At 70.2% G+C, this 14,229-nt stretch carries 14 protein-coding genes; 2 read left to right on the forward strand and 12 right to left on the reverse strand.

Translation table 11 applies throughout. The features are described 5' to 3' along the window. Nucleotides 1-79 precede the first annotated feature (79 nt). Both ACRVYW_RS09825 and ACRVYW_RS09830 read right to left on the reverse strand, forming a co-directional pair. Nucleotides 80-1,663: a hypothetical protein gene (locus ACRVYW_RS09825; RefSeq protein WP_431804109.1), complete on the reverse strand. Its 1,584-nt coding sequence runs from the start codon at nucleotides 1,661-1,663 to the stop codon at nucleotides 80-82. Further along, entirely contained in the window at nucleotides 1,645-2,460 is an 816-nt protein-coding gene (locus ACRVYW_RS09830) for an ABC transporter ATP-binding protein (RefSeq protein WP_431804110.1), read from the reverse strand. The genes ACRVYW_RS09825 and ACRVYW_RS09830 overlap by 19 nt, the downstream gene beginning before the upstream one ends. An 85-nt stretch (nucleotides 2,461-2,545) precedes the next feature. On the opposite strand from ACRVYW_RS09830, the gene ACRVYW_RS09835 reads away from it, so the two are divergent. Beyond that, a complete protein-coding gene (locus ACRVYW_RS09835) occupies nucleotides 2,546-3,676 on the forward strand; it encodes an AAA family ATPase (RefSeq protein ID WP_431804112.1) in 1,131 nt (376 codons plus the stop codon). Nucleotides 3,677-3,865: 189 nt separating this feature from the next. On the opposite strand, the gene pheT is transcribed toward ACRVYW_RS09835, so the two are convergent. The 10 genes from pheT to infC form a co-directional block, all read right to left on the reverse strand. After that, the gene (gene pheT, locus ACRVYW_RS09840) at nucleotides 3,866-6,388 is read right to left on the reverse strand and encodes a phenylalanine--tRNA ligase subunit beta (protein WP_431804114.1); all 2,523 of its coding nucleotides are present in this window, start codon (nucleotides 6,386-6,388) and stop codon (nucleotides 3,866-3,868) included. Continuing rightward, nucleotides 6,388-7,449 (reverse strand): phenylalanine--tRNA ligase subunit alpha, encoded by a 1,062-nt coding sequence (gene pheS, locus ACRVYW_RS09845; protein WP_431804116.1) that lies wholly within the window; start codon nucleotides 7,447-7,449, stop codon nucleotides 6,388-6,390. The genes pheT and pheS overlap by 1 nt, the downstream gene beginning before the upstream one ends. 79 nt (nucleotides 7,450-7,528) lie before the next feature. After that, nucleotides 7,529-8,479, reverse strand: a complete 951-nt coding sequence (locus ACRVYW_RS09850) for an amino acid ABC transporter permease (RefSeq protein ID WP_431804118.1) — start codon at nucleotides 8,477-8,479, stop codon at nucleotides 7,529-7,531. After that, nucleotides 8,476-9,123 (reverse strand): amino acid ABC transporter permease, encoded by a 648-nt coding sequence (locus ACRVYW_RS09855; RefSeq protein WP_431804120.1) that lies wholly within the window; start codon nucleotides 9,121-9,123, stop codon nucleotides 8,476-8,478. The genes ACRVYW_RS09850 and ACRVYW_RS09855 overlap by 4 nt, the downstream gene beginning before the upstream one ends. Before the next feature lie 104 nt (nucleotides 9,124-9,227). Continuing rightward, nucleotides 9,228-10,142, reverse strand: a complete 915-nt coding sequence (locus ACRVYW_RS09860; RefSeq protein ID WP_431804122.1) for a glutamate ABC transporter substrate-binding protein — start codon at nucleotides 10,140-10,142, stop codon at nucleotides 9,228-9,230. Nucleotides 10,143-10,214: 72 nt separating this feature from the next. Further along, nucleotides 10,215-11,003: an amino acid ABC transporter ATP-binding protein gene (locus tag ACRVYW_RS09865; protein WP_431804124.1), complete on the reverse strand. Its 789-nt coding sequence runs from the start codon at nucleotides 11,001-11,003 to the stop codon at nucleotides 10,215-10,217. 89 nt (nucleotides 11,004-11,092) lie between these two features. After that, complete coding sequence (locus ACRVYW_RS09870) at nucleotides 11,093-11,893, reverse strand: TrmH family RNA methyltransferase (protein WP_431804126.1); 801 nt, start codon at nucleotides 11,891-11,893, stop codon at nucleotides 11,093-11,095. Between the two features lie 288 nt (nucleotides 11,894-12,181). Further along, a complete protein-coding gene (rplT, locus tag ACRVYW_RS09875) occupies nucleotides 12,182-12,562 on the reverse strand; it encodes a 50S ribosomal protein L20 (protein ID WP_431804128.1) in 381 nt (126 codons plus the stop codon). Between the two features lie 28 nt (nucleotides 12,563-12,590). Beyond that, on the reverse strand, nucleotides 12,591-12,785 hold the full coding sequence (rpmI, locus tag ACRVYW_RS09880; protein ID WP_005048908.1) for a 50S ribosomal protein L35: 195 nt from the start codon (nucleotides 12,783-12,785) through the stop codon (nucleotides 12,591-12,593). 58 nt (nucleotides 12,786-12,843) lie between these two features. Then, nucleotides 12,844-13,542 (reverse strand): translation initiation factor IF-3, encoded by a 699-nt coding sequence (gene infC, locus ACRVYW_RS09885; protein WP_431804131.1) that lies wholly within the window; start codon nucleotides 13,540-13,542, stop codon nucleotides 12,844-12,846. A 197-nt stretch (nucleotides 13,543-13,739) separates the two neighbouring features. Between infC and ACRVYW_RS09890 the strand changes: the two genes are divergently transcribed. Further along, nucleotides 13,740-14,174 (forward strand): DUF1844 domain-containing protein, encoded by a 435-nt coding sequence (locus ACRVYW_RS09890; protein WP_431804133.1) that lies wholly within the window; start codon nucleotides 13,740-13,742, stop codon nucleotides 14,172-14,174. The last annotated feature ends 55 nt before the right edge of the window (nucleotides 14,175-14,229 follow it).

A 14,229-nucleotide genomic window follows, 5' to 3' on the forward strand; every position in this document is an offset into this window, starting at 1 on the left:
CACCAGCCCCACCAGTCCTACGACGGAGTCACCGTGCGCGGTGCAGGAACCTGCGGCCGCGACGCGACCCCGCGACCGCTCACCCCATGGGGAACGCCTTGATCCGGACGAGGAGGTCCGGCCCGGTCCGCTCGAGGGTGCGCCCGCCCAGCAGCACGCCAGCGACGACCACCGCGACGCCCGTCAGGATGCCGACGGCGAGCGCGACCCAGGCGAGGGCCGCGTCGCCCGTGGTCAGCGAGATCGCCGCGACGACGAGAGCGGGCGCGGCGAGGACCGCGCTGACCCCGATCACGACGAAGACGAGCAGGCCGCTCACGAACGTCTGCCCGGGCACCGTCTTGAACGGGCTGTCGCCGGGAGCGGCGACGGGGGTCACGATGAGCGCCGACGAGACCGCCGTCACCCCGTACCCGACGAGCAGCAGCCCGAGCGACGCGCCGAGCACCGCCGGCAGCAGCCCGAGGCGGCCCGCGATCGCGAGGGTCACGACGGCGATGGCGACGACGAGCGGGATGCCGACGCCCGCGGCCCCCAGCACCCTCCCCCATCGGTCCTCCCACCCGCGGATGGGGCTCGCGAGGACGGAGGCGAACGCCGTGCCGTCGTAGGAGATGTCGGTGTAACCGACGAAGCACAGGACGAACGCGGCGAACAGCGCGGAGGCCATGAACATGAACCCGTCCACACCACCGGTGAACGCGAAGATCAGGGGGAACACCGGCGCGATGATGAGCTGCCGCAGGTAGCGGGGGTCGCGAAGCCACCCCGTCAGCGACCGCGCCCACGTGGCGCCGACGCCGCCCGTCGGCATGACCCCGAACAGCCCCAACGATCCGGCCCGCACGGTACGCGCCGTTCGTCGCGGCGGCGAGGACGCGGCGCGATCGAGCACGCGTCCCCACGCGAGCCAGAGCAGCGCGGGCGTCGCGAGAGCGATCACGAACTTCGCCGCGCCGGTCAGCCACGCTCCCGCCGCGAGGTCGCCGGGCACGGCCCAGGCCGCTCCGATCGGCGTCCACCCGAGCACGCTTCCTGCGAGGTGCAGCTGCCCGCCGAGATCCCCTGCCCCCGACACGACGGCGAGGATGCCGCTCAGCAGAGGCCCCGCGAACACGACGAGGAGGAGGACCACCGTGCCGACGATCTCACGCCCACGCCGGTTCCCCCCGAGCCCCGCCGACAGCGCGGTGCCGAGGCGCGAGGCGAGCACACACGTCACGACGGCGAGCGCCGCGCACGGCACCGCGGCGACGGCCGCGACCGGCCAGCGCACCCACAGGGCGACGGAGGCGAGCGCGGCGACCGATGTCGCGATGCCGGGGATGCCGGTGAGTCCCACCATCGTGAGGATCTGCATCACCTGGCGCCGAGTCAGGGGGAAGGTCGCGAGCTTCACGGCATCCACCGTGGCGTCCGTGCCGGCAACGAGCAGCGGACCGACGAGCCAGCCGACCAGCAGCGCGGACCCGCCGAGGATCGCGACCGTGCGGACCGTGGTGAGGTCGGCGAGCGCGCCCGCGCCGACCATCGCGGAGACGACGAGCCCCAGGATCGACAGCGCCCAGACGATGCCGAAGCAGAATCCGACGAGCTGCCACGGGCTCCGCGCGAGGGTGTTGCCGAGGATGCGGTACCGGAGCCTCAGGACTGTCGCAACCACGACGGCCCCTCCGAGGTGTGCCGGCCGCCGACGAGTTCGACGAACCGCTCCTGCAGCGACTGCGCACCCCGCACCTGGTCGACCGTGCCGGCGGCGAGCACGCGGCCCGCGGCGATGATCGCGACGTGGTCGCACATGCGCTGGACGAGGTCCATGGAGTGGCTCGAGACGATGACGGTGCCTCCGGATGCCGTGTACGAACGGAGGACGTCCTCGATGTTGGCCGCCGACACCGGGTCGACGGACTCGAACGGCTCGTCGAGGACGAGCAGACGCGGCGCGTTGACGAGAGCACACGCCAGGGCGATCTTCTTCGTCATCCCCGCCGAGTAGTCCGCGACGATGACGCCCGCGGCACCCCGCAGGTCCATGACGTCGAGGAGATCGGCGACGCGCGTCGGGATCTCCTCGCGCGGCACCGAGAACATCATCGCCGTGTACGTGAGGAGCTGCTCGCCGGTCAGCCGGTCGAACAGGCGCACCCCGTCGGCGAGATTCCCGATCATCGCCTTGGCGCGCGGCGGGTCGGCCCAGACGTCCACTCCGTGCACCCACGCCGTCCCGGCATCCGGTCGCAGGAGCCCCGTCGCCATCGAGAGCGTCGTCGTCTTGCCGGCGCCGTTGGGGCCGACGAGGCCGTAAAACGACCCGGGCGGCACCAGCAGGTCGACGCCGGCGACGGCGAGCGTGTCGCCGAATCGCTTGACGAGGCCCGTCAGGGCAAGGGCGGGCGGGAGCGCCTGCGCGTGCGTGGAAACGGGAGGGGCGACGGCGGGCGGAAGCGGTGTCTCGGTCATCCTTCGCGAGCCTACCGAGCGCCCCGCCGCCGGAACAGGGCCGGGTCGCCCCGGCGATGTCCGCGGCGGATGCCAGGCTGAACCCATGCTGCGCACACTCGCCGTCGCGGGGTACCGGTCGCTACGTGACGTGATCGTCCCCCTCGGCCCCCTCACCGTCATCACCGGTCCCAACGGATCGGGCAAATCGAACCTGTACCGCGCGCTGCGCCTTCTGGCGCAGACCGCCAACGGGCGCGCCGTGGGGGCGCTGGCCCGCGAGGGCGGTCTGCCGTCGGTGCTGTGGGCGGGGCCGGAGAACGGCGGCGACCAGGGCACGATCCGGAAGAAGCCGATTGCCGTGCAGCTGGGATTCTCGTCGGACGAACTCGGCTACCTGATCGATCTCGGCATCCCGCAGACCGATTCCGCCTCACCGGGGCTGTTCTCCCGCGACCCGGAGATCAAGCGGGAGCAGGTGTTCGCCGGCGCGGTGGCGAAACCGGCGACCCTATTGATCGATCGACTGCGCCAGCGAACTCGCGTCCGCGACGCCGGGTGGGTCACCCTCGATCAGCAACTCGCCTCGTACGAGAGCATCATCACCGACCTCGCCGACGGCGACACCGGACCCGAACTCCTGGCCCTGCGTCGCATGATGGGCGGGTGGCGCTTCTACGACCACTTCCGGGTCGATCAGGACTCTCCCGCGCGCCGGCCGCAGGTCGGCACCCGGACGCCGACCCTGTCGCACGACGGCGCGAGCCTGGCCGCGACGTGGGCGACGATCGTCGACGCGGGCTTCGGCGCCGATCTCGACCGGGCGGTGCATGAGGCGTTCCCCGGTTCACAGGCGACCGTGGCCGCTCAGGACGGCGTCTTCCGGCTGACCCTGCGGCAGCGCGGTCTCCTGCGCCCGCTGGATGCCGGAGAGCTCTCCGACGGAACCCTGCGCTACCTGCTGCTGTGCGCCGCGCTCCTGCCGGCGAGGCCGGGGCCCCTCCTCGTCCTCAACGAGCCGGAGGCGAGCCTGCACGAGTCGCTCCTCGGCCCCCTCGCCCGCCTCATCGAACGCGCCGCCGCACGCACCCAGGTGCTCGTCGTCTCGCACGCGGCGGGCCTGGTCGAGGCGCTCCCCGACCCCGCGCGGGTGGAGCTGCGCCGAGGCTCCGGCGGCACCGAGGTCGCCGGTCAGGGCTTCATGGACGTCCCGGCGTGGAACTGGGGCTCGCGCTGAGGCATCCCCTCGCGCCCGGCGTGGGCAATCGTCGCGCAGATCGCGCCCTCGCGCCCGAGCGCCCGATCGTCGGCGCACATCGCGCTCACGCGGGGAATTGTCGGCTCACATCGTCGTCATCCCGCGCGGAAGCGACGATTCGCGCCGACGATTCTCCCGGCCAGCGGCCGGCGGGCCGCGCTCCCGGCGCTACTCGCGGATCGTCGCGGCGTACCGCTCCGACGCCACGGCCACGCCCGCAAGCTTCGCCTCGGTCGCCTCGGCGGCCGTGAGCGTGCGGTCGGGTGCCCGGAAGCGCAGCGCGAACGTCAGGCTCTTGGTGCCCGGCTCGAGACCCTGGCCGCGATAGTCGTCGACGAGGCGGAGCGACTCCAGCAACTCCCCCGCACCGTCGGTGAGCGCTGCGGCGACATCACCGGCGACGACGTCCTCGCCGACGACGAGCGAGACGTCCTGCGTCGCGGCCGGGTATCCCGACAGCGAGGCGGCGACGTCGGGCTCGCCCGCAAGCGAGAGGATGCCGTCGAGTTCGAGCTCGGCGACGTACACGCGACCGGTCAGATCGGCGTCCGCCGACACCTGCGGCAGCACCTCGCCGACGTAGCCGACCTCGACGCCTCCCACCGTCAGCACGCCTGTGCGCCCCGGGTGGAGCGCGGCGCGCTGGCCCTGGGCGACGTCGATGCGGACGCCGGCGGCGCTCGCGATCGTCTGGACGGCCGCGAGCGCATCGGAGAGGTCGGCGAGCACGGGCGGATGCCCGGGCTGACGCGCCGTGACCGATCCGGTGAGGAGCACCGCGACGCGGCGGGGCTGCGGCGGGATCGCGGCGTTCAGCGCGGCGAGGGTCTCGTCGTCCGGGCGGACGGCGAGGGGCGGCACCTCGGCGGTGCCGTACTCGACGCCGGGCTCGGGGGTGAAGACGAGGCCGGTCTCGAAGAGCGCGAGATCGGTGAAGCCGCGCGAGAGGTTCCGGTGCGCGACCTGCAGCAGGCCCGGCACGAGCGAGCGGCGGAGGTACGGCGCCTGCCCGTCGAGCGGGTTCGCGAGCCGGATGCTCGGCGCCTGCTCGCCCGACGCCGACCCGTGCAGGTCGTTAGCGTCGGCGGTCGCGAACGGGAACGACGGCGTCTCGACGTAGCCCGCCGCGGCGAGCGCGTTCGCGACGCGGCGGCGGCCCTTCTGCAGCGGCGTGAGACCGCGACCGGAGGGCGGCGTCGGCAGGATCGAGGGGATGCGATCGAGCCCGTGGATGCGGGCGACCTCTTCGGCGAGCGTCCACTTGTCGGTCAGGTCGGGGCGCCAGGACGGCGGGATGACCTCCCAGCCCTCACCCCCGCCGCTGACATCGCCGGAGAGGTCCGACACCTCGCAGCCGATCATCTCGAGGGCGTCCGTGATCTCGGCATCCGTGTAGTCGACGCCGATGAGCTGCGGCACGAAGGCGCGCGGCAGCTCGACCGATGCGAGGAACACCTCGCCGTAGAGCGCGCCGCCGAACTCGGTGTCGAGGGTGCCTCCGGCGAGCTCCACCATGAGGTCCGCGACCCGGCGCGCGGCGACGAACGGGATGAGCGGATCGACGCCGCGCTCGAATCGGCGCGACGCCTCGGAGGGCAGCTTGTGCCGGCGGGCGGTGCGCGCGATCGACACGGTGTCGAAGTTCGCGGCCTCGATGAGCACGTTGCGCGTGGCATCCGTCATCTCCGTTGTGCCGCCGCCCATGACGCCGGCGAGGCCGATGGGGCCGGACTCGTCGGTGATGAGGAGGTCTTCGGCAGAGAGCGTCCGCTCCTTGCCGTCGAGGGTCGTAATCTTCTCGCCCTCGGCGGCGCGGCGCACCGTGATGCCGCCCTGCAGCCGGTCGAGGTCGTACCCGTGGATCGGGTTTCCGAGCTCGAGCATGACGTAGTTCGTGATGTCGATCAGGATGCCGAGCGAGCGGATGCCGGCGAGCGTCAGCCGCGCGATCATCCATGCCGGGGTCGGGCGCGACGGGTCGACGTCCCGCACCACCCGCGCGACGAACTCGCTCGCCCCGACGCGTCCGCGCAGGGGGTTCTGGTCGTCGACCGCGATCGCGAAGCCGGAGCCGGGCTGCACGTCGTCCCACAGATGCTCGGCCGGGTCGCGGAAGGCGGCCCCCGTCGCGTGGGCGTACTCGCGCGCGATGCCGCGGATCGACAGCGCGTAGCCGCGGTCGGGCGTCACGTTCACGTCGACCGCGACGTCGTCGAGGCCGAGGAGCGCGATCGCGTCGGTGCCCGGTCCCGGGTCGAGGCCGAGCTCCGACAGGCGCAGGATGCCGGAGTGCTCGTCGCCGAGACCCAGCTCGCGCGCCGAGGCGATCATGCCGTCGGAGACGTGCCCGTAGGTCTTCCGCGCCGAGATCGGGAAGGGGCCCGGGAGGACCGCGCCCGGGAGCGCGACGACGACCTTGTCGCCCTCGAAGAAGTTCGACGCGCCGCAGACGATGCCGCGCGGCTCCGCCTCGCCGACGTCGACCTGGCACCAGCGGATCGTCTTGCCGTTCTTCTGCGGCTCGGCCTCGAAGGAGAGCACCTGCCCGACGACGACGGGCCCGGTCACCTCGAAGGAGATCGCCTCCTCCTCTTCGAAGCCGACCGAGACGAGCGCCGCGAAGACGTCGTCCACCCCGGCATCCGCGGGGACGTCGACGTACTCACGCAGCCACGACAGAGGGACGCGCATCAGACCACCATTCCGAACTGCTCACTGAAGCGGACATCACCCTCGGCCATGTCGCGCATATCCTGCACCTCCGAGCGGAACATCAGGGTCCGCTCGATGCCCATGCCGAACGCGAACCCGGAGTAGACCTCGGGGTCGATGCCCGTGGCGCGCAGGACGTTGGGGTTCACCATGCCGCAGCCGCCCCACTCGATCCAGCGCGCCCCGCCCTTGAAGGTCGGGTGCCACAGGTCGAGCTCGGCGGAGGGTTCGGTGAAGGGGAAGAAGTTCGTGCGGAAGCGGGTCTTCGCCTCGGCGCCGAAGAGCACCTTCGCCGCGTGGTCGAGCGTGCCCTTGAGGTTCGCCATCGTGATGCCCTTGTCGATCACGAGGCCCTCGAACTGGGTGAAGGCGGGCAGGTGCGTCGCGTCGAACTCGTCGGTGCGGTAGACGCGGCCCGGGCACAGGACGTAGATCCCTCGTCCCTCCTCGGTCAGCGCAGCGCCGCGCTCGAGCATCGACCGCACCTGCACGGGGCTCGTGTGCGTCCGCATCACGAGGTGACGCGCGACGGGATCGACGAAGAACGTGTCCTGCATCTGGCGCGCCGGGTGGTCGACGTCGAAGTTGAGCGCGTCGAAGTTGAACCACTCGTGCTCGAGCTCGGGTCCCTCCGCGATCTCCCAGCCCATGCCGACGAACAGGTCGGCGATCTCCTCCTGCAGGAGCGAGATGGGATGCCGTGCGCCCGCGCGCACGCGCGGCGCGATCGCCGTGATGTCGACCCGCTCGGCCTCGAGCCGTGCGAAGCTCTCCGCTTCGACGAGGGCCGCCTCGCGCGTCGTGAACGCCTGGTTCACGCGGCCGCGCGCCTGACCGACGAGCTTGCCGAGCGCCGCCTTCTGGTCGTTCGGGACGTTCCGCAGCTGCGCGTTCAGCTGGGCGAGGGCGGATGCCTCACCGCTGTGGGCCGCGCGGGCCGCCTTGAGCTCCGCCGTGGACGAGGCCGCGTCGATCGCCGCGAGGGCGCCGTCGACAGCGGCATCCACCGCTTCTTGCGTGATGAGAGGTGCGTCGGACACAAGAAGCGAGTCTACCGGCGGGGCGCGGGCGTGCCCGTCGTCCTCCTCAGATCAGGACCGGCGGGCAGGAGCCGCGCGGTCAGGAGTCGTCGCGGCGCGGCAGCCGTGCGAAGCCGCCGCCCTCGGCGCCCGTCGCCCGGTCGGTCGCAGCCTGCAGACCGATGAGCTGGGTGTCCGTGACGTCGCCGACCGGGTGGTGCATGGCATCCACCGGACGCAGCGCCTTCTCCTGGCGGACAAGCCGCTTCTGGAAGAGGTACGCGACGTACGAGAGCGCGAGACAGAGGACGACGTAGATCGATCCCCCGACCATCGCCGCGGGAATGAGCGGCGAACCGTAGACCGCGTTGGAACCGAGGAGCTTCACGAGGTACAGCAGCTCCTGGTACGTGATGATGAAGCCGAGCGCCGTGTCCTTCAGCGTGACGACGAGCTGGGCGACGATGACCGGCATCATCGCACGGATCGCCTGCGGAAGCAGGACGAGACGCATGACGCCCGACTTCCGGAGGCCGATCGCGTACCCGGCCTCTTTCTGGCCGCGCGGCAGCGACTCGACGCCGGCGCGGATGACTTCGGCGAGCACGGAGCCGTTGTAGGCGATGAGAGCGATGACCACCGCCCAATAGGGGGTCATCCGGATGCCGATGACCGGCAGGCCGTAGTACAGCAGCATCATGAAGATGAGCACCGGAACCGCGCGCAGCACCTCGACGATCCAGCCGACGGGAACACGGATGAAAGCGTGGTCGGAGAGGCGACCGATTGCGAGGACGAATCCGAGGATCAGCGCGCCGACCGCCGCCGCGGCGAAGGCGGCGAGCGTGTTGAGCGTGGCCTCGAGGAAGAGGCCCCAGATCGAGCTGTAGGTGAACAGCTCCCACTTCTTCGCGGTGAACTGCCCGGTCTCGGCGAAGCGCCAGATCACCCAGGCGATACCGGCGAGCAGCAGGAGGACGGTGATGACACCGATGATGCGGTTGCGGACGATGGCCCGGGGACCGGGGACGTCGTACATGACGGAGCTCATCGCGCGACCCTCCACTTGTTCTCGAGAATGCGTTGAACCCACGCGAGCAGCAGCACCAGGACGACGAAGATGACCATGACCCACAGGAGCACGACCAGTTGGTTCTCGCCCTGCTCACTGAGCCACGAACGGATGGATCCGAGATTGAGGACCGAGAATCCGGCCGCGACGGTCGTGTTCTTCAGCAGGGCGATGAACACGCTCATCATCGGCGGGATGACCGATCGCGTCGCCTGCGGCAGGACCACGAGCGTCATGACCTGCCAGAACGTGAGGCCGAGCGCTCGAGCGGCCTCGGCTTGCCCGATCGGCACCGTGTTGATGCCCGAACGGAGCGTCTCGGCGACATAGGTCGCCGTGTAGACGCCGAGCGCGATGGTCGGGAGCACGATCGGGTCGATGCGCTCGCGCAGCAGGATCGGCACGCAGAACGCGAAGAAGAACATCACGAGGGTCAGCGGGGTGTTGCGGACCCAGTTGACATAGACGGCACCGACGGCGCGGGCGATCGGAATCGGAGACACGCGCATCGCACCGACGATGAGGCCCAGGACGAGCGCGATGAGGCCGCCGCCGAAGAAGAGGATCAGCGTGCCCGTGATCGCCTCACGCCAGAGATCGAGGTGATCGGTGATGACGCCCATCGGCTGGGTCTCCTCGCAGGAAGAAGGGGTGGTGGACAGGGAACCCGGGCGGCGGGGATACCGCCGCCCGGGTCACCGTGACGGCCCGAGGGCCGTCTGCAGGATCAGCCGACCGGGTCGACGTCCGGCTGCGTGGCCTTCACGCCGGAGGCGCCGAGGTTCTTGTCGAAGATGGCCTGCCAGATGTCGCCGCCGTCGGTGAACATCGTGTTGATGAACTCCTGCAGGGCGGTGTCACCCTTCGCGATGCCGACGCCGTAGCGCTCCTCGCTGAAGACGTCGCCGACGACCTTCAGCTCGTCGGGCGACTGCGCGGCGTAGCCGATGAGGATCGCCTCGTCGGTCGTGACGGCGTCGACCTGTCCGTTCTTCAGGTCTTCGACGCACGCGGAGTACGTGTCGTACTCCTTCGTCTCCGCCGGCGTTTCGTCCTTGATCCGCTGAATCGAGGTCGATCCCGTCGCCGAGCACACGATGTCCTCGGCGGTGAGCGAGTCCTTACCGGTGATGGTGTCGTTGTCCGCCGCGACGAGCAGGCCCTGGCCGGTGACGAAGTACGGGCCGGCGAAGGAGATCAGCTCCTTGCGCTTGTCGGTGATCGAGTAGGTGCCGACGTAGTAGTCGATGTCGCCGTTCACGATCGCCTGCTCGCGGTTCGCCGACGGGATGGCCGTGAACTCGATGTCTTCCTCGTCGTAGCCGAGCGATGCGGCGATCCAGCGGGCGACGTCGACGTCGAAGCCGGTACGCGTGTTCGTCGTCGGGTCGAGGTAGCCGAGACCGGGCTGGTCCTCCTTGACCCCGATCTTGACCTTGCCGGCGCTCTTGATCCGGTCGAAGGTGGGGCTGCCGTCGATGGAGACGTCGGTCGCGACGGTCCACGGGTTGCCCGCGGGTGCCTCGCTCGCGTCGCCCGAGGGCGAGGTCTCGGCGCCCGGCGTGCCGCTGTTGCACGCGGTGAGGGCGAGGGCGGCGATGGCAATGCCGGCGAAGGCGCCGGCGATCCGGGTCTTACGCATGTGATCCTCCAGGTTTCGTGTGTTTCTCTGTGATGCCGCGACGGTGCAGGACGCGGACGTGTGCGGGAGCGGTCAGTGCGTGATGAGCTTCGAGAGGAAGTCCTTCGCGCGGTCGCTCTGCGGATTCGTGAAGAACTCGTCGGGGGTGCTCTCCTCAACGATGCGGCCGTCGGCCATGAACACGACGCGGTCGGCGGCCTTACGCGCGAAGCCCATCTCGTGCGTCACGACGATCATCGTCATGCCGTCCTGAGCGAGCCCCACCATGACGTCGAGCACCTCGTTGATCATCTCGGGGTCCAGAGCGCTCGTCGGCTCGTCGAAGAGCATGACCTTGGGCTTCATCGCGAGCGCTCGGGCGATCGCGACGCGCTGCTGCTGACCGCCCGAGAGCTGGGCGGGGAGTTTGGACGCCTGCTGCGCCACACCGACGCGCTCGAGGAGGGTCTTCGCCTCGCGCTCGGCATCCGCCTTCTTCATCTTCTTCACCTTGATGGGCCCGAGGGTCACGTTCTCGAGGATCGTGAGGTGGGAGAAGAGGTTGAACGACTGGAAGACCATGCCGACATCGGCGCGGAGGTTGGCGAGCGCCTTGCCTTCCTTGGGGAGCTCCTTGCCGTCGATCGTGATCGTGCCCTCCGAGATGGTCTCGAGGCGGTTGATCGTGCGGCAGAGGGTCGACTTGCCCGATCCCGACGGCCCGATGACGACGACGACCTCGCCGCGGTTGACGGTGAGGTCGATGTCTTTGAGCGCATGGAAGTCGCCGTAGTACTTCTCCACGCCGTCGATCACGACGAGAGGATCGCCGCGGCGAACCGAGATGTTCGAGGTACGCGGAGCCGGATCGGGTGTCGCCATGGGGTCAGCCTAGGCGGAGCACCCGGCGCTCTCTCAACTTCTGCACAGGATCTTGACCGAGTCGTAACCCGGGTGGAACAATCGACCGCTCAGGCGGTCGCGCGCTGCGCGAAGGCCGTCTCGTACAGGCAGACGCTCGCCGCGGTGGCGAGGTTGAGCGACTCGGCCCGCCCGTAGATGGGCAGGCGCAGAGACAGGTCTGCGTGGCCTAGGGCGTCCTCGTCGAGGCCGCGGGCCTCGTTTCCGAAGAGCCAGGCGGTCGGCTCGGCGAGCAGGCTGCGCCGCGCGAGGAAGTCGTCTCCCCCGACGTCGGCGGCGATGACCCGCAGGCCCGCTTCGTGGGCCCGCGCGACGGTCGTGCCGAGCTCCGCGCCGACGGCGACCGGCACGTGGAAGAGCGACCCCGTCGTGGCGCGGACGACCTTGGGGTTGTAAGGGTCGACCGTCCGACCGGTGAGGATGACGGCATCCGCACCTGCCGCATCGGCGGCACGGATGATCGTGCCGAGGTTGCCGGGGTCGCGCACCTCCTCGCAGATGGCGATGAGGCGGGGGGATGCCGCGAACACGTCCTTGAGTGCCGTCGGCGATTGGCGGGCGACGGCGACGATGCCCTGCGGGGTGACGGTGTCGGCCATCGCGTCGAGGACGGCCTCGGTCGTGTATTCGACGTCGAGGCCCGCCTCGCGGGCGGCGTCGCGGATGCCGGGGTGCCGCTCCATCGCGGTCGGCGTCGCGAAGATCTCGACGAGGGTGTCGGGACGGTAGGCCAGCGCCTCGCGCGCGGCCTGCGGACCCTCCAAGAGGAACAGGCCGGTCTCCTGACGGGCCGAGCGCTTGGTCAGCTTGGCGACGGCGCGCACGCGCGGGGAGCGGGGGTTCTCGAGCACGGTCCCATCCTAGGGACGAGAGGGCCGCTCGTCGGGAGGCGTGGGCGCCGCGCCGAGCGGAGGCGCGGGTGCCGCGCCGAGCGGAGGCATCCCCTCGCCCCGCCTCTCTCTCGCGAATCACCGCCTGATTCGCGAATCACCGCCTGATTCGCGTGATTTCGGCGGTGATTCGGGAAGGCACGGGTGATTCGCGAGCCCAGACGGGGGCACGGGCGGGAGCGGAGCACGACTCACGACGAAGGGGCGCCCTCCGAGTGGAGGACGCCCCTTCGAGGTGCTGCGTGGTACTTACGCCTTGGGCGCGTTCACGTCGGCGGGAAGAGCCGCCTTCGCGGTCTGAACGAGCGACGCGAACGTCTTCGGCTCGTTCACGGCGAGCTCGGCGAGCATGCGACGGTCGACCTGCACGCCCGCGAGGCCGAGTCCCTGGATGAACCGGTTGTACGTGAGGCCGTTCTGGCGGCTCGCGGCGTTGATGCGCTGGATCCACAGGCGGCGGAAGTCGCCCTTGCGCTTGCGACGGTCGCGGTACGCGTAGACGAGTGAGTGGGTGACCTGCTCCTTCGCCTTGCGGTACAGGCGCGAACGCTGACCCCGGTAACCGGAGGCGCGCTCGAGGATGACGCGACGCTTCTTCTGGGCGTTGACGGCCCGCTTGACTCTAGCCATTTCTTGTCTTTCCTAACGTGCGACGGCGTCAGATGCCGAGGAGCTTCTTGGCGACCTTGGCGTCACCCGGGGCGAGGATCTTGTCGGCCGACAGGCGACGGGTGCGCTTGGTGGGCTTGCCCTCGAAGTTGTGGCGGAGGTTCGCCTGCTGCTTCTTGATCTTCCCGCTTCCGGTGACCTTGAAGCGCTTCTTGGCGCCCGAGTGGGTCTTCTGCTTCGGCATGTCTCTATCCTTCGTTGTGGTTCCCGCGCGGCGGGAGTCTGTGGGGCCGGGGCGCCGCTTACTCGGCGACGGCCTCGGCGGCAGGGGCGGTCTCGGTCTCACCGGAGCCGGTTCGCGCCTGGCGCGCCGCCTCCTTGTTCGCAGCGCGCTGGGCGTTCTGCTCGGTCTTGACCTCGGACTTGTTCTTGTGCGGTGCGATCACCATGACCATGTTGCGGCCGTCGATCGTGGGGTTGGACTCCACGGTGCCGAACTCGGCGACATCCTCCGCGAACTTCTTGAGCAGGCGCACGCCCTGCTCGGGGCGGGACTGCTCGCGACCGCGGAAGAGGATCATGGCCTTGACCTTGTCGCCCGCCTGCAGGAAGCCTTCGGCGCGCTTGAGCTTGGTCGTGTAGTCGTGCGCCTCGATCTTCAGGCGGAAGCGGACTTCCTTGAGGACCGTGTTGGCCTGGTTGCGTCGTGCTTCCTTGGCCTTCTGCGCCGCTTCGTACTTGAACTTCCCGTAGTCCATGATCTTGACCACGGGCGGCTTCGAGTTGGGGGCGACTTCGACCAGGTCGAGGTCTGCTTCCTGCGCGAGGCGCAGAGCGGCCTCGATGCGGACGACGCCGACCTGCTCACCGTTCGGCCCGACGAGGCGGACCTCGGGGACGCGGATGCGGTCGTTGGTGCGGGGATCGCTGATGCGGAACTCCTCTGTCGTACGGGTGGATGCCCCGGGCACGGGTGTGCCGCGGGCGGAAGCGCCTCTCATCCACCCCGCGCAGCTCGGTTCGCTGCGGGAAGTTCTGCACCCTGACCCATGCCCTGAACCCAGGTCGTGGCTACCCCGATGCCGGGGCGGAGTGCGGGACCCGGTAGCCTGGAGCGGCAAGCGCGGGTGGGATGTGATCCACTTTCGATCCGGAGCAGAACACTCCGGTGCGCGCCCAGTCTAGCAGAAAGCCCCCCGTGGACACGACCTCCTCCTCCCCCGCCCCCCGCGACGATGCCACGCACGACCCCGCGGCCCATGCTCAGGAGGCCGAACGCCTCGCCCGCTGGGAGGAGCAGGAGCGCGCGGCGGCCGCCGCCAGCCGCGACATCGCTGACGTGCCGGCCGTCGAGGTCATCACGACGGCGGCCGTCCACCTGATGAGCGCCGCGGCCGTCAAGGTCGGCCTCGCCGACGACCCGGAGACCCAGACCGACCTCGACGAGGCGCGGAAGCTCATCAACGCCCTCGCCGGCCTCATCACCGCCGGCGCCCCCGAGATCAGCGACATGCACGCTCGGTCGCTCCGCGACGGGCTGCGCTCGGTGCAGCTCGCGTTCCGCGAAGCATCCGTCATCCCCGATCCGATCGGCAAGGGACCCGGCGAGAAGTGGACCGGCCCGGTCACCTGAGTCCCCGGTCACCTGAGTCCCCGGTCACCTGAGTTCCCGGTCACCTGGCCGGCGA

Source organism: Microbacterium sp. bgisy203 (genome assembly GCF_965345155.1).
Lineage (GTDB): Bacteria > Actinomycetota > Actinomycetes > Actinomycetales > Microbacteriaceae > Microbacterium.